Here is a 20,553-nt window from a genome sequence, read left to right on the forward strand (position 1 = left end):
ACTACGCTATGCTCGAAGAGCCGGCCATGGCAGCGTGACTCAAACCAAAATGCCTCCGGCAATCCCGGCGCGGTTCAGCCCGTTGGCCGACTTTTCGAGCATCACGCTCGCCCGCGAGCCGCCGGATAGGGTGATCGGGCTGCCCGGAACAAGACCGGCCGTAAGCCGGCTTACCACATCCTGCAATTCGTACCGGTACTGATAGCCGGTCATCAGGACGAGCAGGATGAGCATCCAATAGGCGAGGTCGCGCAGGGAGTGGGACAGGCCTCGCCTTGAACCCAGAACCCCGACGACGAGCACCGACGCCCACAGGCCGAGATAAAGCAGCGAGGCGAAAGCGTTGTTCTCGATGCCGAAGACGCTGCCTGCGTCGTGATTGGCGACAAGCAGGATCAGACCGGCTCCCAGGACAGCGAGGCTGATCCAGAACAGCTGCATGGCCTCAAGACCTCTCGGTACGCTCGCGCGCCAGCCGGGCGCGGCGCGTTTCCCTGCGCGGCCGCCGCTCGACCTGGACAAGGCGCGCGGGAAGTTCCTCCATGACGGCGCGCCGCTCTGCGGGCGTCATCGTCAGCCAGGCGGCGATCTCCGCCCGCGTCCGGCCGCAGCCGAAGCAGTAGCCGGTCTTCTCGTCGACCGAGCACACGAGAATGCAGGGAGATTCGATCATCGTCATCGCGTTCCACATGGGACGGTTCGCGCTGGAACGCAAGTGCCGCATCGGGGCGGCATTGCCAGCGGCGGCAAGCACCGTTATGCCGTGAGCTCGGATGAAGCAGGTATCATGACAAGCGGTCTTCCATTCGATGATTTTCGCGCGCTGGCCGGCCGCCCGCCGCCGCCGGATGCGTCTGCGGCGGATCAGGTGCGTGCCGATCTCGCGCCCGAGGCGCTCGGCCGGATCACGGATATTGCGGCATGGTTCGCGGCAGCTACGGGGCACGTGCCCGCGCGCGTGGCGAAGCCGGTCGTGGCGTTGTTTGCCGGAACGCATGCCGTTTCCCGCCGCCTCGGCGGGGGCGACATAGGCACATTGCAGGCGAGAATCGAGGCCATCGCGGCCGGCGCTGCTCCCATCAGCAGCCTATGCGCGTCGGGCAATCTCGGCCTCAACGTGTTCGATCTGGCGCTTGAGATTCCCGTTGAAGACATCACGCAGGCCCCCGCACTCGATGAACGGGCGGCGGCCGCGACGATGGCGTTCGGGATGGAGGTTCTAACGACCGGCGCTGACCTCTTGTGCCTTGGCACCGTGGACGGCTCCGGCGACGTCTCGGCCCTTGCGCTGCTCTCAGCGCTTGGCAGCGGCAAACAGGAGGGATGGGAGGATGCCGGAGAAGCCGGGCGCGCGATCATCGCAGAGGCGTTGAGCGTCCACGCCAATCATCTGCGCGATCCGCTTGAGGCGATGCGCCGACTCGGCGGCCGCGAGATCGCGGCGATCGCAGGTGCCATCCTCGCCGCGCGCACCCAGAAGGTCGCCGTCATCCTCGACGGACTTTCCGCGACCGCCGCAGCGGCGGTGCTCCACGCGCTCGAACCGGCTGCACTTTCGCACTGCCTGCTTGCGGGCGTCACCAGCCCGTCGCACAGGCGGGCTGCCGCCCGGATCGGCCTCGAGCCCGTTCTGGATTTCGGCATACCCGGTATCGGCGCTGCCCTTGCGGCAGAACTCGTTAAGGCCGCTGGCGAAATCTCCGCCGGTGCGGCAGAGGCGCGTCTTAGGCAGACTTCTGGGCTTAGCGCTCGCACATAAATCAGGCGCGGGCGCCGCCCGCCGCGTGCGCGGTGGGCATGGCCGGCAGTTCCTCCATCACACGGGTTGCCGGAAAGGCCACGATCGCCTCCGTGCCTTCGCGCAGCTTCGATTTCAGCTCCAGTGTGCCGCCATGGAGCGCGGCAAGTCCTTGGACGATGGGCAGGCCCAGCCCCGTGCCCTGCTCGGCGTTCTTGATGGCGATTGATCCCTGACCGAAGGCCGAAAGCACCACCGGCAATTCTTCCTTCGGAATGCCGGGGCCGTCATCCTTTATGGCGAGATACTGTCCTCCGCCCGCCGTCCATCCGACGCGCACGCGTACCTCACCGCCTGATGGGCTGAACTTGATGGCGTTCGAAAGCAGGTTGAGGGTGATCTGGCGCACAGCGCGCTCGTCGGCCAGCAGCCGTGGCAGCACCGGCTCGAACTGCTGGACAAGCCGGATGTCCTTCGAGCGCAGCTTGAGCGCCATCATGCGGCAGCATTCCCGCACCACCTCGGCTAAATCGAGCGGTTCTTCGTTGAGCTGGTAGCGCCCCGCCTCGATTCGAGAGAGATCAAGAATCTCGTTGATGAGTTCGAGCAGATGCTTGCCCGATTCATGCACGTCGTTGGCGTATTCGCGATAGGTCTGGTTGTTGATCGGCCCCAGAACCTCCTTCGCCATCACTTCGGAAAAGCCGAGGATGGCGTTGAGAGGCGTGCGCAGTTCGTGGCTGATGGAGGCCAGGAATCGCGACTTCGCCAGGTTGGCTTCCTCCGCGCGCCGGCGCGCCTCGTCGGAAACCGCCTTGGCCGTCTCCAGTTCGGCAATCAGCGCGTCTTTTTCGCTGCGGTATGAGAGCAGGCTCACCGAGACCTGATTGCGGTGATGCGCCACATAGCTGAAGAAGGGCAGGGACACGACGAGAAGCACCGCAAGGATCGACTCCACGTCGAGCGGCAGAGCGGCATGGAGAACGGCATAAGTTGCCACAGGCAGGGCAAAGGTGACGATGGTCGCGCCGCGCAGCGAGGAAGCGATGACTGCGGTGGCCGCAATCGCCATCAGAAGCACGATTGCAAGGAGGGCGGGAAAATAGGCGACGCTGCAGTGAGGGCAGTCCAAGGCCACCAGATAGGCCCAGCCGATGCCGCTGAGGAAATGGAAGGCTAGGTACTGCATCTGCAGCCTTTTCGCGTCCATTTCAGCGAGCGCGAGCCTCTCCACGCGCCGGGACAAAAGGAACAGGCCGGTAAAGCTGCCTCCTATCAGGAGGGCCCAAACCAGCATGTCGGTAAGCAGGCCGAAGGCGAAGCCCGCCCCTCCGATTGCCAGAACCAGAAGCAGAATGGCAGGGGCGCTTGCAATGATCGCGCTGGCGTGAATTTTCATCATTTCTCGGTCGAAGTCGGGATTGCCGACCGTCTGGGAAAGGCGGTCGCGCGTACGCCGCACCGTGCGGATCACTTCCCGGTCGCGATGCGCCCTGGTGCGATCCACTATAAATTTGTTCACCGTCTGGCCGGTATTGAGCGACATTGCCCGCTTCACGACGTCTCTGCGATCAAGAACTTGTATGACCGAATGCTTAAGAGACCCTTCAGTCAGGTGCAGAAAAGGTCAGGACGCGTAGATAGCCGGCAAAGAAAAGGTCGTTTCCATCACATTGCCGATCTGGTGCTTGCGGTGGCGATTCTTGCGCTTCTTGCGTTGGCGACAGAGCGGCTGGACAGGGCTGCCCTGCAGCAGATCGCGGGGAGGGCCGTTGTCGCCGACGGAGACAGCCTGACGATCCTGGATGAGCGTATCCGGATTCGCGGCATCGACGCGCCGGAGCTTGCGCAGGAATGCACGAGACATGGCAATCGATATGCTTGCGGGAGGGAAGCACGGTCCGCGCTGGTGGCCCTGATCTCAGGCGAGACGGTCATCTGCACCGGCCGGGAGCGTGACCGCTACGGAAGGCTGCTGGCGCGCTGCGAGGCGGATGGGCGGGATCTCGGCCGTATGATGGTGGAAGCGGGTTGGGCGGTTGCTTATGGTGACTATGAGGATGCCGAAGTAAGAGCCAGAAGCGCGGCGAAAGGATTGTGGGCTGGCAGCTTCCAGGCGCCAAGCGACTGGCGGGCGGACAACCGGGCGCCGGAGGAAGCGCGCCACGATTGGCTTATGCGGTTGCTGGGTTTGCTGCGGCAGCTCCTTTGGGGCGGCGGCCTTTCCTGAGAGGGGGTGGTCGCTGCGAACCATGTCGTTGTGCAGCGAAGAGGAAGGTATAGGCGATGAAGCTTTATGATGGCGGCCGGGCTCCGAACCCGAGGCGTGTGCGCATTTTCCTTGCGGAGAAGGGAGTGAGCGTGCCTCTGGTGCCGGTGGATATGGGCAATCTGGAGCATCGCGGAGAAACGATCACCCGCCTCAATCCGCTGCAGCGGCTGCCCGTTCTCGAGCTTGACGACGGCACGGTGATCGCCGAAAGCGTCGCCATCTGCCGGTACTTCGAGGCGCTTCATCCTGAGCCTGCGCTCTTCGGCCGCGGCGCCCTTAGCACCGCCTGTGTGGAGATGTGGCAGCGGCGCGTGGAGTTTGGCCTCTTCATGGCGGTGGCTGCGGCTTTCCGCCACCTGCACCCGGCCATGAAGACGTGGGAAGTCCCGCAGATTCCCGAGTGGGGCGAGGCAAACAAGGTCAAGGCTCTGGAATTTCTGGCCTTTCTCGATCGCGAACTGGCCGGACGCCCGTTCATCGCGGGAGACCATTTTACCATTGCGGACATCACCGGTCTGGTTGCGGTGCAGTTCATGAAGCCTGCGCATATTGAATTGCCGCAGGACCTCGACCATGTGCGCCGCTGGTATGACGAAGTGGCCGCGCGCCCAAGTGCTTCGGCCTGAAAAGCAATCCTTGCGAATGAATTCCATGGAAGACGCGCTCGAAACCTTGCTCCGGGAGATCCGTGCCTGCCGGATTTGCATCGAAAATCCGCGCGGCAAGCCGCTGCCGCACGAGCCGCGCCCGGTGGTGGTCGCCTCGAGGGCGGCCCGAATACTCATTGCCGGCCAGGCGCCGGGAACGAGGGTCCACGCCTCGGGGTTGCCCTTCGACGACCGCTCTGGCGACCGGCTGCGCGGTTGGATGGGCGTGAGCCGTGTGGAATTCTACAACCCAGACAAATTCGCCATCGTGCCGATGGGCTTCTGCTTTCCGGGCTATGACGACAAAGGCAGCGATCTGCCTCCCCGCCGCGAATGCGCGCCGATCTGGTATGCCCGACTGATGGCCGAGATGCCGCAGATCGAGCTGGTGTTGGCGGTCGGACAATATGCCCAAGCTTGGCATCTCGGCCGCAATCGCGGCGCGAGCGTAACGGAAACCGTGCTCCAGTGGCGATCGTTTTTCGCCTCTCAAAGGAAGCCACTGGTGCTGCCCCTGCCGCATCCCTCCTGGCGCAACACGGCGTGGCTGAAGAAAAATCCGTGGTTTGAGAAGGAATTGCTGCCCGTTCTTAAACGGGAAATCCAGGCGCGGATATGACCTGGATGCCTTCTGTGTGTCCAAACACAGGAGGATCCAAGCTATTGAGGTCGCGCAATTCCGGCTGACAACCGGCTCCACTCTCCTGGAACTGCGCTCGCCTCACATAGAGCCTTTTCGACTTGCGTGAGAAAATTTTTCCTGTATAGAGCCATCATAAGCACTACGCTTGGAAAAAATTTCCTGGAGTTTTCGATGGATCGTCTCGACCGCAAGATACTGCGCCTTTTGCAGGAGAACGCCACGCTCGCCGTGGCAGATATCGCAAAGAGGGTGGGGCTTTCGACGACCCCTTGCTGGCGGCGCATCCAGAAACTTGAGGAAGAGGGGGTGATCAAGCGGCGGGTGGCGCTGCTTGATCCCGCCAAGGTCAATGCGCGAGTGACCGTCTTTGTATCGATCCGCACCAACGTCCACAGCCACGAATGGCTGCGCCGCTTCTCGGAGGTCATCAAGGAATTTCCCGAAGTCGTGGAATTCTACCGCATGAGCGGCGAGGTCGATTATCTGCTACGGGTCGTCGTTCCGGACATTGCCGCTTACGACGCCTTCTACAAGAAGCTCATCTCGAAGATCGAAATCCGCGACGTCTCCTCGGCCTTCGCCATGGAGCAGATCAAATACACGACCGAGCTTCCGCTCGACTACCTCGTCCTCGACAAGGAGCCGGCAAGCCCGGCGGCGGCATAAGCTTAAGCGCGGTCCAGCCGCATGACATGGCGGCGTGAACCCGCCATGCCAAGCTCGCGGAAGCCGCGCCGGAGGTACATCTCGCGGAAGCCCATGAAGCGGTAGCTAGGAGAATCCGGCTCCACAGGAGAGGCCTCGACCGCGCTGGCGCCTTCGGCAAAAGCATATTCCAATGCCGCGTCGAGCAGCGCGGAGGCAATGCCTTGTCGGCGGTGGGTCCGCTTGATGAAGAAGCAGACGATGGCCCAGACATTTCGCTCGGCATCGTCCTGCCAGGGAGCGAGCCGGCGCAGGCTTTCGCGCGGCGCAATGGAACACCACGCGACCGGTTTGCCGTCCAGATAGGCGAGAATGCCGACCGGCGTACCCGTCTCGACAAAGGACTTCATCGCCTGTTTCCGCTCCGTGTTGGTGGCGGATTGGCGGTTCGGCATGTCGCGCCAGGCCATGCACCAGCAATATTTCGGGCCGCCGGAGTCCTCGAACAGCGCCTCGAAATCGGGCCAGCTCTGCTTCGTCACGGGCGCGAAGCGAAGATTCGCCAAGGCCTTTCTCCGTTCCCCTATCTTTCGAGACGTGCGAGCAGCGAGGACGTGTCCCAGCGCCGTCCACCCATAGCCTGGACTTCTTTATAGAACTGGTCGACCAAGGCCGTCACCGGCAGTTTGGCGCCGTTGCGGTTGGCCTCGGCGAGGCAGATGGCCAGGTCCTTGCGCATCCAGTCGACGGCAAATCCGAAATCGTACCTGCCTTCGTTCATGGTCTTGTAGCGGTTTTCCATCTGCCAGGAGCCGGCCGCGCCCTTCGAAATGACCGAGATAACCTTCTCGATGTCGAGGCCCGCCTTCTTGGCGAAGTGGATGCCTTCCGCGAGGCCCTGGACCAGGCCGGCAATGCAGATCTGGTTGACCATCTTGGTAAGCTGGCCCGCGCCTGCGGGTCCCATCAGGCCAATGGTCCGCCCGAACGCCTCGATCACCGGTTTCGCCCGCTCGAAGGTCGCCGGATCGCCACCGCACATCACCGAGAGCACGCCGTTCTCCGCTCCCGCCTGACCGCCGGAAACCGGCGCGTCGATGAAGCCAAAGCCGCGCTTTTCCGCTTCCGCCGCAAGTTCACGCGCTATCTCCGCCGAGGCGGTGGTGTTGTCGATGAAGATGGAACCGGCCTTCATGGTCTGGAAGGCGCCGTCGGGACCGAGCGTGACGGAGCGCAGGTCATCGTCATTGCCCACGCACGAAAAAACAAAGTCCTTTCCGCTCGCGGCCTCCGCAGGGTTGGGCGCTGTCGCGCCGCCATATTCCGCCGCCCATTTCTCTGCCTTGGCGGCCGTGCGGTTGTAGACGGTAACCTCGTGGCCGCCCCGGTTCTTTAGATGCCCCGCCATGGGGTAGCCCATCACGCCAAGTCCGATGAATGCAACCTGTGCCATATGGCTCTTCCTCCTGGTTTGGGGTTCAGCGTTCAACGGCCGAGATGCCGAGTCAACCGGCGTTCGATGCGCTCGATCGCGATCCTCAGTATCTCGACCATGCCGAGATAGATCAGTGCTGCCCAGATGTAGGTCTGGAAATCGAAGGTGCCGGCATAAGCGCGCCGCGTCTCGCCCATAAGGTCGTAGACCGTGATGATGGCGACGATGGCCGAACCCTTAATCAGCAGAATCAGCTCATTGCCGTAGGGGCGCAGCGCCACCAGAAACGCCTGCGGGAGGATGATCTTGCGCAGCGTCGTCAGGCGGGAGAGACCGAGAGCTGCTGCCGCCTCCCACTGGCCGCGCCCCACGCTCGCGACTGCCCCGCGCAGGATTTCGGCCTGGTAGGCGGCGGTGTTCAGCGTGAATGCGAAGAGAGCACAGTACCAAGCCTCGCGGAAGAACCACCACAGGCCCACAGCCTCGAGCTGGGGACGGAAGGAGCCCAGCCCGTAATAGACCAGAAAGGTTTGCGCAATCAGGGGTGTGCCGCGAAAGGCGTAGACGAAGGCATAGGCAAGCCCGGAGGCGATCCTGTTTTTCGAGTTGCGGCCGATGGCGACCGGTATTGAAAGCAGCGCCCCCGCAACCATGGAGATGGCCACAAGCTGGATCGTCACCCAGAGGCCCGAAAGATAGCGCGGGACGTAGCGCCAGAAGAGATCCGGATTCCAGGACGTGACTAGAAACAGCACGATGCCCAGGCCGACGAGCCCCCACAGCACCAGAAGGGCGATTCCGGCGACGCGCGCGCGCGTCCATCGGCGGACGAGTTCTGGCGGCGGAAGCTCGCGGGCGCTCTCGGCGCTTGTAGAAAGGCTCATTGCCGCGCCCCCTCGATTGTCACGCGGCGCTCGATCGCTGACAGGACGATCGAGGAAAGGAGCGCGAGGATCAGATAGAGCAGGCAGGCGACCAAGAAGAACAGGAACGCCTCTCTGGTGACGCGCGCCGCAATGCTTGTCTGGCGAAGAATGTCGGCAAGCCCGATGACGGAGACGAGCGCCGTATCCTTGAGCAGGATCATCCACAGATTGGAAAGCCCCGGCAGCGCCAGCCGGATAAGCTGCGGCCAGATGACGAGACGCATGGTGCGGCGGTGAGAAAGGCCGATGGCGTATGCGCCTTCATACTGGCCGCGCGGGATGGCCTTGAAGGCCGAGACGAAAACCTCGCTCGCATAGGCGGAGAAAACCGCCCCGAGCGCGATCATGCCGGCCACGAAGGCATTGATTTCGATGGCGGTGTCTGCACCCGCAAGGCGCATCACCTGCCGGACGGCAATTCCCGCGCCGTAATAGACGAGGAAAAGCGTCAAGAGCTCCGGCAGGCCGCGGAAGATGGTGGTGTAGATATCGGCCGCGGCGCGCAGGTACGGATCGCCAAGCAGCTTGCCGCGGGCAATCGCATAGCCGGCCACGAGCCCGAAAGGGAGGGTGGCAAGCGCCAGGCTGACGGTGACCATCATGCCTGTGGCGATGTCGTCACCCCAGCCCTCGGGACCGAAGCTCAATATGGTCAGGACGCTTTCCATCGCGTCAGGGTCCGGCAATCGGGCGGTTCAGCTATGGAATGCGGCGGGATTTCTCCCGCCGCAGAACGATTGTGACATTCGATGTCGTTTATTCGCCATAGGCGTCGAAATCGAAATACTTGTCGTTGATCTCCTTGTATTTGCCGTTCTCGCGAAGGGCCTTGATCGCGGCATTGAAGCGCTCGCGCAGCTCATCCTCGCCCTTGCGGATGGCAATGCCGACGCCGGGGCCATGGATCTCCTCGACCGGTGTGATCGTTCCGGCCACGCGGCAGCAGGCGCCTTCTTCCGTGTTCAGCCACTCCTGGAGGACGATGATGTCATCAACCACGGCGTCGAGCCGGCCATTGCCCATGTCGAGCTGATATTCCTCGGCCGTCGGGTAAAGCCGGACTTCGCTTTCCGTATAGGTGAGTTCGGCATAGTTCGCGTGGGTGGTGGAACCCTGCGCGCCGATGGTCTTGCCGGCAAGGTCCTCCGGGGTGACGCCCTGGATGTCGGAATCCTTGGGCACCACAACTGCCGGCGGCGTGTTGTAGTACTTGTCCGTGAAATCGACCTGCTCCAGCCGTTCGGGCGTGATCGACATGGAGGCGATGATGGCATCGAACTTGCCGGCCTGCAGAGCTGGGATCATGCCATCCCAATCCTGGGTAACGAACTCGCACTCCGCCTTCATCTCCTCGCACAGTGCGCGGGCGATGTCGATGTCGAAGCCGGCGAGCTGGCCGTCGGCGGTGGTGTAGTTGAAGGGCGGATAGGCGCCCTCGGTGCCGATCCGGATCTTGGTTCCGTCCTGGGCGTGTGCCGCGCCCGCCGCAAGGGCGAGAAAAGCCGCCGAAAACAACGCCAAACGCCGTGTGGTACGCATCAATGTTCCTCTCTGTCACGTTTTCGCCCCGGCACTTTCCACTCAGGTGCGAGGGCCTGGAACGATATTCCCATTCCTGGCGATAAAATTGCAACCATAAAGGTAGCTTAGAGCGTGGATTTCAGATGGAGATATGCCGCAATGAAGCTCGCGATCGCCTCCGTATCGTCCAGGTCGAAAGCGGGAAGCAAATCGGTCACCGGATGATCGCTCGCGACGGCGACGATACCGGTCACCGTGCCTGCGAGCGGGGTCCGGTCTCTGGCCTCCAGACGGCGGCACTCGATCTTGGGATGGGGTTCGTTCTTGAAGCCCTCCACAAGGACGAGGTCACAAGGCGACAGCTTTGCGAGGATTTCAGACAGAGCCGGCTCGTCCTCACCCTCGCGTAGCTCGTGCATGAGCGCCCAACGCCGGGATGAAACCACGACCGTTTCGAAAGCACCCGCTGCGCGATGGCGGAAGGAGTCCGAGCCAGGCTGGTCCACATCGAAGCTATGATGGGCATGCTTGACCGTGGCAACGCGATATCCGCTGTCAGCGAACGTGGCCACGAGGCGCTCCATGAGCGTTGTCTTGCCGGAGTTCTTCCAGCCGGTGACGCCGAAAATCTTCATCTTGGTGCTTTCCCCGCCATCTGCTCGGCCGCCTTCAGATCGGTGGGCGTGTTGATGTTGAAAAAGGGATCCTGCCCAGCCCCGGGCGCGAAATCGACGGCTACCGCCGGGTGATGCTCGCCCGCAAAGGCCCGCATGGACGCCGCGCCTTGGTTTTGAAGGAAGGCTTCCAGCTTACCGGCGAGCGAGACCGGCCAGAGCGCGAAGGTGGGATGAACCCGGCCGCTGGAGAGCGCCTGAACAATGCTTCCGGACGCATCGGCGGCAGCCCTCAGTTTGGTCACCAGATCGCGGGGAAAGAAGGGCGTGTCGCAGGCAACCGTCGCCACATGAGTGTATCCGCGCGGCAGATCCTGTGCCCAGCGCAATGCTGCCAGCACACCGCCGAGCGGCCCCATTCCTGTCAGTGTATCGGGGATGACGGGAAGGCCGAAGCGTTCGAGACGGGCAGGATCGGTATTGGCATTGATCGCCAGTGCATCCACCTGAGGGCGCAAGTGTTCGATCACATGGGCAAGCAGCGGCTTGCCGGCGAGGGGGCGCAGGAACTTGTCACCGCCGCCCATGCGTGCCGATCGGCCTCCGGCCAGGATGACGCCTGCGATCCCGCTCATGGTCTCACCATAGAAGGTCTAAATCTCACCCGCCTTGCGTGCGACATGTATGACATAAAGCGCGGCCACGGTGGCACAAAGGGAAGATGTCAGCATCACGAAGATAAGCGGGTAGGGTCCCGACTGGGGTGTCAGCAGTGCGCCGCCGAGCACCGACAGCGCCGCGCCTCCGCCGATCTGAAGGGCGCCACCGAGGCCAGAAGCCGATCCCGCCAGATGGGGACGGACGCTGACCATGCCTGTGGTCGCGGTCGGCAGGGTCATGCCGTTGCCGAGGCCGAGCACGATCGTGGGTCCGAACAGCGAAAGAGGATGGTAGAAGCCCACCCAGAACAGGAGGGCAGACAACACCATGCCTACAACGCAGATGAGGGTTCCGGTCAGCATCATCCGGTTGATCCCCATCGCCTTCGAATAGCGGCCGGTCAGGAAATTGCCGATGGCATAGCCCAGCGAGCAGCAGGCGAAATACATTCCGTAGGCCGAGGGCGACAGGCCGAGAAGCTCCGTGGCGACATAGGGTCCGCCGCCTAGAAAGGCAAAGAAGGCACCGGCGTTGAAGCTCGCCGTGGCCGTATATCCCCAAAAGCGGCGCGATTTGAGGAGTTCGGGATAGTTCCGGAACTGCGCGGCGATGCTGGACGACCGGTGAGCGTTCGTCTCGCCAAGGTCGAAATAGACCACGAGGAAGGACAGGATGCCGAAGGCAAACAGCAGGTGGAACGTTGCCTGCCAGCCGTAAAGCTCATCGAGCAAGCCGCCTACGAATGGCCCGATCATCGGTGCCAGGGTCATTCCCATGGTGATATAGCCGATGCGGCTGGCCGCCTCGTTCGTTTCGACCGTGTCGCGCACGATAGCGCGCGACAGCACCATGCCGGAGGCTGCGAATGCCTGCAGCACGCGGAAGGCAAGCAGAACCTCTATGGTTGGCGCAAACGCGGCAGCGAGCGTCGCGAGGGTGAAGACGGCAAAGCTCGCAAGCATGACGGGCCTGCGTCCGAAGCGGTCAGAGGCGGGGCCTATGCCAAGCTGCAGCACCGCCGTAGCGGCCAGATAGCCCGATACGGTGAGTTGAACGATGGCGTAATCCGCATCGAAATAGTCGGCCATGCCTGGCAGCGAGGGCAGAAACAGGTTGCTGGCGAGAGCCGCTGTCGCGGCTGCCATCACCAGCGTGACGATATGGGGCGGTGTCGTGTTGTCGAAGGGGCGAACGGCCGTCATGTCCTGTCTATGCCTGTTTGCGGAATGCGGGGACAGCGCTTCTCCTCATGTGCCATCCGGTGCCATCCCCGGGCCGGTGCTTTCGGTGATCGGCCGTTTCTTGCCCACCACCTGCTCGCGGTAGAGCGCATAGAGGCCTGAGGCGACGACAACCGCCCCGCCGACGAGCATGGCCGCGTCGGGCACGTCGCCGAAGACGATGTAGCCCAGAATGATTGCCCAGAGCAGCCCGGTGTATCGGAACGGTGCTATGAAGGAGATGTCGCCTTCGCGCATGGCGGCGATGATGAACTGATATCCGAAGACGAGTGCAATTGCGCCAGCGGCGAGGGGCGCGGTGTCCGACAGGGTGACCGGTGTCCAACCGCCGAATGGCTGCACCAGCAGCGCACCGCAGAGCGTGACGGACACCGATGTTGCGGTCGAGACAAGGGAGGTTGGAACCGCGCGCGGTATGCGGCGAGTCGCCAGATCCCGTATGACACAAAAGACCACGGAGGCGAGTGCGCATAGCGACCAGGCGCTGAAGCCCTCGAAACCGGGACGCACGATAATGAGGATGCCGAGGAAGCCGGCGATGATTGCGCCCCAGCGGCGCCACCCGACAGGCTCGGAAAAGATCAGCGCCGCGCCCAGCGTGACGCCCAGAGGCAGCGCCTGCAGCACGGCGGTAACAATGGCGAGGGGAAGCTGGAAAAGCGCCAGCAGGAAGGTGACGGTCGCACCCACCTCACCCACAGTTCGGATCAGGACATGCTTTTGCATGAGCATTCCGGGGCGCATGGGAACGTTCTCACGTGCGGCCAGAAGAAGCAGGAGCGCCGTGGCAAAGATGCCGCGCAGGAGCATCGCCTGCCCCATGTTCATGGAGGCCGAAACGGACTTCATCAGCGTGTCATTGATCGTAAAGCCGGCCATGGCGATCGACATGAACAGCGCGCCGCGCAGATTGGGAGAGAGAGCCACTTCGATTCCGTTGCTGGATTTCGTAAGCCAGCCTTACGGTCCGCGCGACCGCAAGGCAATCGGGCCAGATCAGGGGAAAATGCTTGTCAGCCGCCCGTCACACTCATGTGGCGGGAGACAGCGGGGCGGCGCGTGCGCCGGTCGATGACGAAATCGTGCCCCTTGGGCTTGCGGGAGATCGCCTCGTCAATGGCCTGCGAGAGCAGTTCGTTGCCTTCGGAGGTGCGGAGGGGCGTGCGCAGATCGGCCGCATCCTCCTGTCCCAGGCACATGTAGAGCGTTCCCGTGCAGGTGACGCGAACACGATTGCAGCTTTCGCAGAAATTGTGGGTGAGCGGCGTGATGAAGCCCAGGCGCCCGCCGGTCTCGGCGACTTCCACATAGCGGGCGGGACCTCCGGTCTTGTAGGGGATGTCGGTGAGCGTGAAGCGGCGCTCCAGCCGCGCCCTCAGTTCGGAAAGCGGCAGATACTGGTCAGTCCGGTCGACATCGACCTCTCCCATCGGCATGGTCTCGATCACCGTCATGTCCATGCCGCGGTTATGTGCCCACAGCATCATCTCAGGGATTTCATCCTCGTTGAAGCCCCTGAGCGCCACGGTGTTGATCTTGATCTTAAGACCGGCTGCCTGCGCGGCGTCGATGCCACGCATCACCTTGTCCAGAATGCCCCAGCGGGTGATCGCCCGGAACTTTTCCGCGTCAAGCGTGTCGAGCGAGACGTTCACCCGGCGCACGCCGCAATCCGCCAGTTCGGGGGCGAAACGTTCGAGTTGTGAACCGTTCGTCGTGAGCGTCAGCTCGTCGAGGCTGCCGTTTTCCAGATGCCGCGAAAGCTGGTGTACCAGATGCATGATGTTCTTGCGCACCAGCGGCTCGCCGCCGGTGAGCCGCAGACGCCGCACGCCCTTTTCAATGAAGACCGAGCAGAGGCGGTCGAGTTCCTCCAGGCTTAGGAGATCTTTCTTGGGCAGGAAGTGCATGTCCTCGGCCATGCAGTAGACGCAACGGAAATCGCAGCGGTCCGTTACCGACACCCGCAGGTAGGTGATCGCGCGGCCGAAGGGATCGATCATGCTGGCGGTCATTTCCTATCCTTTGTCGCGCACCCCATGCTCGAAGCATGCCGGCTCCGGGCCGCATTCCGTCAAGCCCATAGCCTACCACCTGTCCATCGCGAACGGCAACGGCCGAGATCAGCGCTTTCCATCGGCCGCCGGCTAGCGTAGGTCAAGGGCGGAGGAAAAGCATGAAACCACCAAGCGAATTGCGGGTCTCGAAGGACCGGAAGCTTCTCACCGTCAGCTTCCCCGATGAGGAGCCGATGCAGATCAGTGCCGAGATGCTGCGCGTGCTGTCGCCCTCGGCGGAAGTGCAGGGTCACTCGCCCGAGCAGCGTGTGACGGTCGCGGGCAAGCGGAATGTCGCGATCTCCGAGATCGAGCCGGTCGGCAATTACGCCGTGCGCATAGTATTCGATGACGGTCATGCAACGGGACTGTACAGCTGGAGCTATCTGGCACGGCTCGGGCTCGAGGGCGAGAAGCTGTGGCAGGACTATCTGCGCGAACTGGATGAAAAAGGATTGAGTCGCGGCGCCTGATAGGAAGATGAACATAGGTAGCAAGTCGTGCATTCCGTTGGTAACGAATTGTTTACGATAAGGCGATGAAGCTTGCGATAAGCTGCCGGAGCTGGAACGCCGTCGCTTAGCGTTGGTTTACTGAATCAGTATAATTTGATCGATCGGTTGCCGGCGCACCTCCCAAGGACGCAGGCGAGAGGGGTACAGGCTCGGATCATTGTCGCACGAACCGCGGGGACAGGAAATGGCAGGAAAAATCGCAACCAGAACCGGCCTGTCGGCCCTGGCGCTTGCGGTGGCCCTTACCGGAGGAACGACTTCGGCAAATGCCGAGCAGTATCTGTTCGACAGGCTGTTTGGCCGCAACAGAGCCGCCCGGCAATATGTTGAACCGGCACCCGTGCCGCAGACCACGGGCGCCGTGCGGGTTGTGCCGAAGGTTTCTTCGCCGTCCTATTACAACTACACGCCGGAAGCGCCGGTGAAACTGGATCTGGTCAGCCTTGCCGCCGCGCTTGAAGGGGACGAGGCGAAGGAGCAGGCGGATACGGATTTCGCCCGGGCGGTCGCGCGGCTCACCGATTTCGAGTTGTTGGCGGAAAAGAAGATCGCCGCCGCCCTTGTCGACTATTACGCCGAAAATCCCAACTTCATCTGGGTGGATGAAAACGGGCCAAACGAGCGGGCGAAAGCCGTTCTTGACGTGCTTGCCGACGCTGCGGATTACGGCCTTCAGGAGACCGATTACGTGGTCAGCCCGCCGTCGCTGGACGAGCCCGGCGCCGCGGATGAGCGAATGGCAGAACTGGCCCGCTTCGAGCTTACCCTTTCGGCAAGGGCGCTACGCTATGCGCGCGATGCGCATCTGGGTCGCGTGAACCCGAACAAGCTGTCGGGCTATCACGACTTTCCGACCAAGCCCCTTGAAGAGCGCCGCGTGCTGGAAGTGCTCGCCGGAACGCCAGTCCCGGCGCGCTACCTCAAGGCCTTGCATCCGCAGAACGAGCTTTATGCCGCGCTTCGGGAAGAGCTGAAGGCTCTGCGGGCGAGCGCGGAGCGCGAGATCGTGGTGGATCCGGAAACCTTTGTGCGGCCGGGCGAGAGCCACAGCGAGTTCCCGAAGATCCTTCAGATCATCGAGCGCGATGCGGACGAGGCCTTCCTCGCCGAATACGGCGACATTCTTACGGCTCACCGCGGCAGCGAGACCTACGCGCGTGAACTGGTTCCGGTCATCAAGGCCGCCCAGAAGCTTCATGAACTCAACCCGGACGGCATTATTGGCCAGCGTACGGTCAGTGCGCTTGCCGGCGAGTCCCGCGCCGCGCGCATCGAGAAGGTGCTGCTGTCCCTAGAGCGGCTGCGCTGGCACCCGTCTCACCTGGGCAGCACTCGGGTCATGATTAACGTGCCGTCCTTCACAGCAAGCTTCATCGACAATGGCGAAGTGCGGTTGTCGATGCGTGCCGTGGTGGGCTCGCGATCAAATCAGACGAGCTTCTTTCACGACAAGATCGAATATGTCGAATACAACCCCTATTGGGGCGTGCCGCGCTCGATCCTGATCAACGAAAAGCTGCCGCAGCTTATCCGCGATCCGGGTTATCTGGACCGGGCCGGCTATGAAGTGACCGATGCGCGCGGGCGGCGTATTCCCTCCGCGGCCATCAACTGGGCAGCCTACGGATCGAATATTCCGTTCAGCGTGCGGCAGAAGCCGGGGCCGGGCAATGCGCTCGGGCAGCTAAAGATCATGTTCCCTAACAAGCATGACATCTATATGCACGACACCCCGGACAAGGGGCTGTTCGCCCGTGACATGCGCGCCTTCAGCCACGGCTGTGTGCGCCTGCAGGAGCCGCGCGCCATGGCCGCCGCTGTGCTCCGCGTCTCCGAGGAGGAGGTGGGGCGCAGAATTGCCCAGGGACGCAATTCGCGTCAGGACGTTCCGGAAGCAATTCCCGTCTATGTCGGCTACTTCACCGCATGGCCGGAACCGGACGGCAGCGGAATCTCCTATCATCCGGACGTTTACGGCCGGGATGCCCATCTCCAGGAAGCACTTCAGAAGGTGGAGAAGCTGCGAGCCCCGGGTAGCTGATGCCCTTTAGCTGTGCCAGAAGGAAGGCGTGAAGACGACCAACACAGCTAGGATTTCAAGGCGGCCAAGAAGCATGATGGCCGCCATGATCCATTGCGCATAATCGCTGAACGCCGAAAAATCGCCGGCGGTCCCGACGACGCCGCCGAAGCCCAAGCCGACGTTGCAAAGGGCGGCGAGAGCTGCCGTCAGCGACGTGACCATATCCAGATTGCCTGCAGCAAGTGCCAGGCTGCCACCGATCCAGACGATCAGGAAGGCGATGACGAACAGGACGACGGAGCGCTGCATCTCCTCGTCAACGACGCGGGCACCGTACCGCAGCGGCTGCACCGAATGCCCGTAGACCAGCTGGCGGAGGCCGTTGCGCAGCATGCGGCCAAGGATAAGGAAGCGATAGGCCTTCACGCCGCCTGAAGTCGAGCCGGAACAGCCGCCGAGAAACGTCGCGAAGAACACCGCCATCACCGCGAACGACCCCCAGCCTGCGTAATCCTCGCTGACGAAGGCTGTGGTGGTGATGATCGAGATGAAATTGAAGGCGGAACTGGTCAGCGCTTCGCCGAACGGCACGCCGTCCATAACGCGGCGGTGGATGGCCACGACGAATACGAAAGCGGCCGTATAGGCAAGGAAGAGCCGGATTTGCGGATCGCGGAGGGCATCGAGCCTGCCCCGTACGATGAAAAGGATGAGGATCGAGAAGGGCAGGGCGCCAAGGATCATGAAGATCGCGGCCACCCACAGCACGGCTGAATTGCCGAAATACCCGAATGAGGCGTCATGAGTGGAGAAGCCGCCGGTCGATACCGTCGTCATCGCGTGGTTGATCGCGTCGAAGGGGGTCATACCCGCTGCCGCATAGGCGATGGCGCACAGCACTGTCAGAAACATATAGACCGCAATGAGAGCCCGCACGAAGCTGGCCAGCCGATCGAAAGGCCGCTCCTCAATGTCAGTCGATTCGATGCGGAAATAGGAAAAGCCACCGACATTAAGCACCGGCAGGAAGAATAGGCTGAGGGCGATGACGCCGAGCCCGCCCATCCACTGCAGCAGCGACCGCCACAGCAGGATGCCCGGCGGCAGCGCGTCCAGACCGGCAATCACCGTAGCACCGGTGGTCGTCGTCGCGGAAACGGATTCGAATATGGCCGAGGACAGGTCCAGATTGAGCGAGGCCGTATAGAAGGGCAACGCGCCGATGATACTCAGCGTGGTCCATAGAAGAACCACGACGAGGAAGGCGAGCCGTGTCGAACGGAGCGGATTGCGGTCGCGGGTCGCGGCGGCGATCGTCAATGCGCCAGCGCCCGTGACGCAGGCACAGATCGCGAATACCTGCCAGTCGCTGTGGCCGTAGTAGAGGTCAACGGCCGCAGGGATCAGCATCACGCCGGCCATGTAGAGCGCGAAGATGGAGGCGACATGGACCGCCGCCCTGATGATGGAAGCGTGCACGGCTTTCGCTTTCGAGTGAATGCTGGTGACTGTCCTCTCTACCGCCTCGTGCTGGAAGGCCGCTCGGGGCGCAAGCGCGGGATCGTATCAGGATAGCCGGCTGAGCTTGTCAATCCACCTGTGCTTTTGCCCATCGCTCACACAGGGAGGCTGAAGGCTCAAAGATATTTCTGGATGCGCCGGCCGGCGGAAATGAAGGTCAGTGGGTTGACCGCGCGGCCGTTGCGGCGGACCTCGTAGTGCAGATGCGGGCCGGTCGAGCGGCCGCTGCTGCCAACTCGGCCGACAATCCCGCCCTTTTCGACGTGGGCGCCGACCTGGACCATGATCTTGCTTAAGTGCGCGTAACGGGTGGTGATGCCGTTCCCATGGTCGATCTCGACCATTCGCCCGTAGCCGCCGTTCCAGCCTGCCTTGATGACTGTGCCGCTGCCCGTCGCCCGCACGGGCGCACCGTATTCGGCCCTGAAGTCCAACCCGGAATGGTGTGCCGGGCGCCCGATAATGGGATCGCTTCGGATGCCGAAGCTGCTTGTCACCGCAGCGCCAGGGAGCGGATTGGCGATGGGAATGCGGCGCGCCGTCTGCTTGATTTTTTCCAGCCGGTCGAGCGCCTCGTCCAGCTCGCGTACCTTCTCTTCGAAGGGCAGCAGGGCGCCCACTGCAGCGAGCAGCGGACCGCCGGCGGGTTCAACGCCATAGTCCTCAGCGATCGGGATTCCCGCCGCATCGAGCGCCGCACTGATGGCTTCCGTGGTCTGATAGGCGGTTTCAGTCAGGCTGCCGATGCGCGCGAGCTGGTCTGCCTCGAGATCGTCCAGAGAGCGGTCGATGGCGGACAGAACCTGCTCCTCCGTTTCCTCCGCGGTCCCGGATTCGCCATATCCCGGACGCAGAGGCCAAGGCACCTGTGCCTTCTCCTCAGGCTGGGAATAGGCGCTTGCAACAGTGGGTAGTCCGAACTTTTCTGACGTTAGGCCCGCGCGTATCTCCGGGCGGGGCGAGGGAACCGGGATCGTCTGTTCGTCCGCTCGCAGTTCGCCAGCGCGCTCGAGCACCGGGCTCAGGCGGCTCTGCTGGCGTGTGAGCTGTTCCTGCCGTTCCACCAGCTCTGCCATTTTGCGCTGCATGAGCTGCTGCTCCAGAAGCTGTCGGCTCGTGACGCGGTCGAGTTGTGCTCTCAGCGCGGCGATCCGCTCTTCATAGGCCCGCTCCAGGCGTGCCTGGCGGACGAGCGCCGCGCTGACGATATCCTCATGCAGCGTCAAGTAGGTCGCAGCCGCCAGCGTGACGAGAAGGAAAGCAGCGGCCGCAGAGCCGGCAAGTGCGATCATCCACGGCCGCACCTTGAAATAGCGGATGTGCTCGCCCCGGGCGATGATGACGGTGGGGAGTTCCCTGCGCCTGCCGAAAACGCCTGTGTGATACGCCTGCTTCACAGTTTCGCGCCGTCCTCACCGAAATTGGCCGAAACCGATTACATACCGTTAGGGTTAACAAACGTTTTCGCCGAGAACGGTTGCTGCGCTCTGCCTATTGCTGCGGCGCGTTCCCGATCAGCGCCCTTGCCGCTTCCAATACGGCTTCGGCATGGCCGGGCACCTTCACCTTACGCCAGATTTCGGCGATGCTCCCGTCCCGTCCAAGCAAGAATGTCGTGCGCTCCACGCCCATATAGCGGCGGCCGTACATGCTTTTTTCGGTCCAGACGCCATATTCCTGCAGTGTGGTTTTTTCCGTGTCGGAGACGAGCGCGACCGTGAGCCCGTGCTTCTGCTTGAACTTGTCGTGGCTCTTCGCGCTGTCGGGCGAGATCCCGACGACCTCCACTCCGAGCGCAGCGAAATCCGGTTTCAGCTGCGAGAAGGCGACCGCCTCGGCCGTGCACCCGCTCGTGTCGTCCTTGGGATAGAAGAAGAGAACGACGGGTTTCCCTGCAAGCTGCGACAGACGCAGTGTGCCGCCTCCGTCGCGCGGCAGTTCGAAATCAGGCGCTTTCATTCCCTTCTCGAGAACGGTCATTTTCTCACCTTCCTCTTCGGTTAGTCCGGCGTTCAGTAAATTCTTGAATACTTCGGCAAGCCCCGGCCCATTCAGTGGGGACCGGTTATAATGCGGCGGCGGGATTCGTCCATGC

At 62.6% G+C, this 20,553-nt stretch carries 23 protein-coding genes; 7 read left to right on the forward strand and 16 right to left on the reverse strand.

From position 1 onward, the window contains the following. Positions 1-39: 39 nt before the first annotated feature. Both NYR54_RS03440 and NYR54_RS03445 read right to left on the reverse strand, forming a co-directional pair. Positions 40-441 (reverse strand): hypothetical protein, encoded by a 402-nt coding sequence (locus NYR54_RS03440; RefSeq protein WP_261514081.1) that lies wholly within the window; start codon positions 439-441, stop codon positions 40-42. A gap of 4 nt (positions 442-445) precedes the next feature. Beyond that, positions 446-679, reverse strand: coding sequence for a DUF1289 domain-containing protein (locus NYR54_RS03445; protein ID WP_261514082.1), 234 nt, complete (start codon positions 677-679; stop codon positions 446-448). Positions 680-787: 108 nt separating this feature from the next. Between NYR54_RS03445 and NYR54_RS03450 the strand changes: the two genes are divergently transcribed. Beyond that, the gene (locus NYR54_RS03450; protein ID WP_261514084.1) at positions 788-1,759 is read left to right on the forward strand and encodes a nicotinate-nucleotide--dimethylbenzimidazole phosphoribosyltransferase; all 972 of its coding nucleotides are present in this window, start codon (positions 788-790) and stop codon (positions 1,757-1,759) included. A gap of 1 nt (position 1,760) precedes the next feature. Here the strand turns inward: NYR54_RS03450 and NYR54_RS03455 are convergent, their stop codons facing one another. Continuing rightward, positions 1,761-3,284 carry a sensor histidine kinase gene (locus NYR54_RS03455; RefSeq protein ID WP_261514086.1) on the reverse strand — a complete coding sequence of 508 codons (1,524 nt, stop codon included), beginning with the start codon at positions 3,282-3,284 and terminating at the stop codon, positions 1,761-1,763. 147 nt (positions 3,285-3,431) lie between these two features. Here NYR54_RS03455 and NYR54_RS03460 point away from each other — a divergent pair, with 147 nt between their 5' ends. From NYR54_RS03460 to NYR54_RS03475, 4 genes are all read left to right on the forward strand, one after another. After that, positions 3,432-3,968, forward strand: a complete 537-nt coding sequence (locus NYR54_RS03460; protein WP_261514089.1) for a thermonuclease family protein — start codon at positions 3,432-3,434, stop codon at positions 3,966-3,968. A 56-nt stretch (positions 3,969-4,024) separates the two neighbouring features. Beyond that, positions 4,025-4,636, forward strand: a complete 612-nt coding sequence (locus NYR54_RS03465) for a glutathione S-transferase family protein (RefSeq protein ID WP_261514090.1) — start codon at positions 4,025-4,027, stop codon at positions 4,634-4,636. 25 nt (positions 4,637-4,661) lie between these two features. After that, on the forward strand, positions 4,662-5,276 hold the full coding sequence (locus tag NYR54_RS03470; RefSeq protein WP_261514091.1) for a uracil-DNA glycosylase family protein: 615 nt from the start codon (positions 4,662-4,664) through the stop codon (positions 5,274-5,276). A gap of 195 nt (positions 5,277-5,471) precedes the next feature. Continuing rightward, on the forward strand, positions 5,472-5,966 hold the full coding sequence (locus NYR54_RS03475; RefSeq protein ID WP_261514092.1) for an Lrp/AsnC family transcriptional regulator: 495 nt from the start codon (positions 5,472-5,474) through the stop codon (positions 5,964-5,966). Positions 5,967-5,968: 2 nt separating this feature from the next. Here the strand turns inward: NYR54_RS03475 and NYR54_RS03480 are convergent, their stop codons facing one another. The 10 genes from NYR54_RS03480 to moaA form a co-directional block, all read right to left on the reverse strand. Then, positions 5,969-6,511, reverse strand: a complete 543-nt coding sequence (locus NYR54_RS03480; protein WP_261514094.1) for a GNAT family N-acetyltransferase — start codon at positions 6,509-6,511, stop codon at positions 5,969-5,971. A gap of 17 nt (positions 6,512-6,528) precedes the next feature. Further along, positions 6,529-7,398: an NAD(P)-dependent oxidoreductase gene (locus tag NYR54_RS03485; protein ID WP_261514096.1), complete on the reverse strand. Its 870-nt coding sequence runs from the start codon at positions 7,396-7,398 to the stop codon at positions 6,529-6,531. A 32-nt stretch (positions 7,399-7,430) separates the two neighbouring features. After that, entirely contained in the window at positions 7,431-8,264 is an 834-nt protein-coding gene (locus tag NYR54_RS03490) for an ABC transporter permease (protein ID WP_261514098.1), read from the reverse strand. Further along, entirely contained in the window at positions 8,261-8,974 is a 714-nt protein-coding gene (locus NYR54_RS03495) for an ABC transporter permease (RefSeq protein ID WP_261514099.1), read from the reverse strand. The genes NYR54_RS03490 and NYR54_RS03495 overlap by 4 nt, the downstream gene beginning before the upstream one ends. Before the next feature lie 88 nt (positions 8,975-9,062). Next, positions 9,063-9,845 carry an ABC transporter substrate-binding protein gene (locus NYR54_RS03500; RefSeq protein ID WP_261514100.1) on the reverse strand — a complete coding sequence of 261 codons (783 nt, stop codon included), beginning with the start codon at positions 9,843-9,845 and terminating at the stop codon, positions 9,063-9,065. Between the two features lie 107 nt (positions 9,846-9,952). After that, entirely contained in the window at positions 9,953-10,462 is a 510-nt protein-coding gene (mobB, locus tag NYR54_RS03505) for a molybdopterin-guanine dinucleotide biosynthesis protein B (RefSeq protein ID WP_261514102.1), read from the reverse strand. Beyond that, a complete protein-coding gene (gene mobA, locus NYR54_RS03510; RefSeq protein ID WP_261514104.1) occupies positions 10,459-11,076 on the reverse strand; it encodes a molybdenum cofactor guanylyltransferase MobA in 618 nt (205 codons plus the stop codon). Before mobA ends, mobB begins: the two co-directional genes overlap by 4 nt. 18 nt (positions 11,077-11,094) lie before the next feature. Beyond that, positions 11,095-12,303 (reverse strand): multidrug effflux MFS transporter, encoded by a 1,209-nt coding sequence (locus NYR54_RS03515; protein WP_261514106.1) that lies wholly within the window; start codon positions 12,301-12,303, stop codon positions 11,095-11,097. 45 nt (positions 12,304-12,348) lie between these two features. Next, on the reverse strand, positions 12,349-13,269 hold the full coding sequence (locus NYR54_RS03520; protein WP_261514108.1) for a DMT family transporter: 921 nt from the start codon (positions 13,267-13,269) through the stop codon (positions 12,349-12,351). A gap of 86 nt (positions 13,270-13,355) precedes the next feature. Next, positions 13,356-14,357: a GTP 3',8-cyclase MoaA gene (gene moaA, locus NYR54_RS03525; protein WP_261514109.1), complete on the reverse strand. Its 1,002-nt coding sequence runs from the start codon at positions 14,355-14,357 to the stop codon at positions 13,356-13,358. 161 nt (positions 14,358-14,518) lie between these two features. On the opposite strand from moaA, the gene NYR54_RS03530 reads away from it, so the two are divergent. Both NYR54_RS03530 and NYR54_RS03535 read left to right on the forward strand, forming a co-directional pair. Beyond that, entirely contained in the window at positions 14,519-14,872 is a 354-nt protein-coding gene (locus NYR54_RS03530) for a gamma-butyrobetaine hydroxylase family protein (protein WP_261514110.1), read from the forward strand. A 226-nt stretch (positions 14,873-15,098) separates the two neighbouring features. Then, a complete protein-coding gene (locus NYR54_RS03535) occupies positions 15,099-16,955 on the forward strand; it encodes a L,D-transpeptidase family protein (RefSeq protein WP_261514111.1) in 1,857 nt (618 codons plus the stop codon). 6 nt (positions 16,956-16,961) lie between these two features. On the opposite strand, the gene NYR54_RS03540 is transcribed toward NYR54_RS03535, so the two are convergent. The 3 genes from NYR54_RS03540 to NYR54_RS03550 all read right to left on the reverse strand — a co-directional run bounded on the left by NYR54_RS03540 (position 16,962) and on the right by NYR54_RS03550 (position 20,438). Next, positions 16,962-18,416 (reverse strand): TrkH family potassium uptake protein, encoded by a 1,455-nt coding sequence (locus tag NYR54_RS03540; protein WP_261514112.1) that lies wholly within the window; start codon positions 18,414-18,416, stop codon positions 16,962-16,964. A 158-nt stretch (positions 18,417-18,574) separates the two neighbouring features. After that, complete coding sequence (locus tag NYR54_RS03545) at positions 18,575-19,855, reverse strand: M23 family metallopeptidase (RefSeq protein ID WP_261514114.1); 1,281 nt, start codon at positions 19,853-19,855, stop codon at positions 18,575-18,577. A 94-nt stretch (positions 19,856-19,949) separates the two neighbouring features. Beyond that, positions 19,950-20,438, reverse strand: a complete 489-nt coding sequence (locus NYR54_RS03550; protein WP_261514115.1) for a peroxiredoxin — start codon at positions 20,436-20,438, stop codon at positions 19,950-19,952. Positions 20,439-20,553: the final 115 nt, after the last annotated feature.

This window comes from Chelativorans petroleitrophicus, assembly GCF_025398195.1.
GTDB lineage: Bacteria > Pseudomonadota > Alphaproteobacteria > Rhizobiales > Rhizobiaceae > Chelativorans > Chelativorans petroleitrophicus.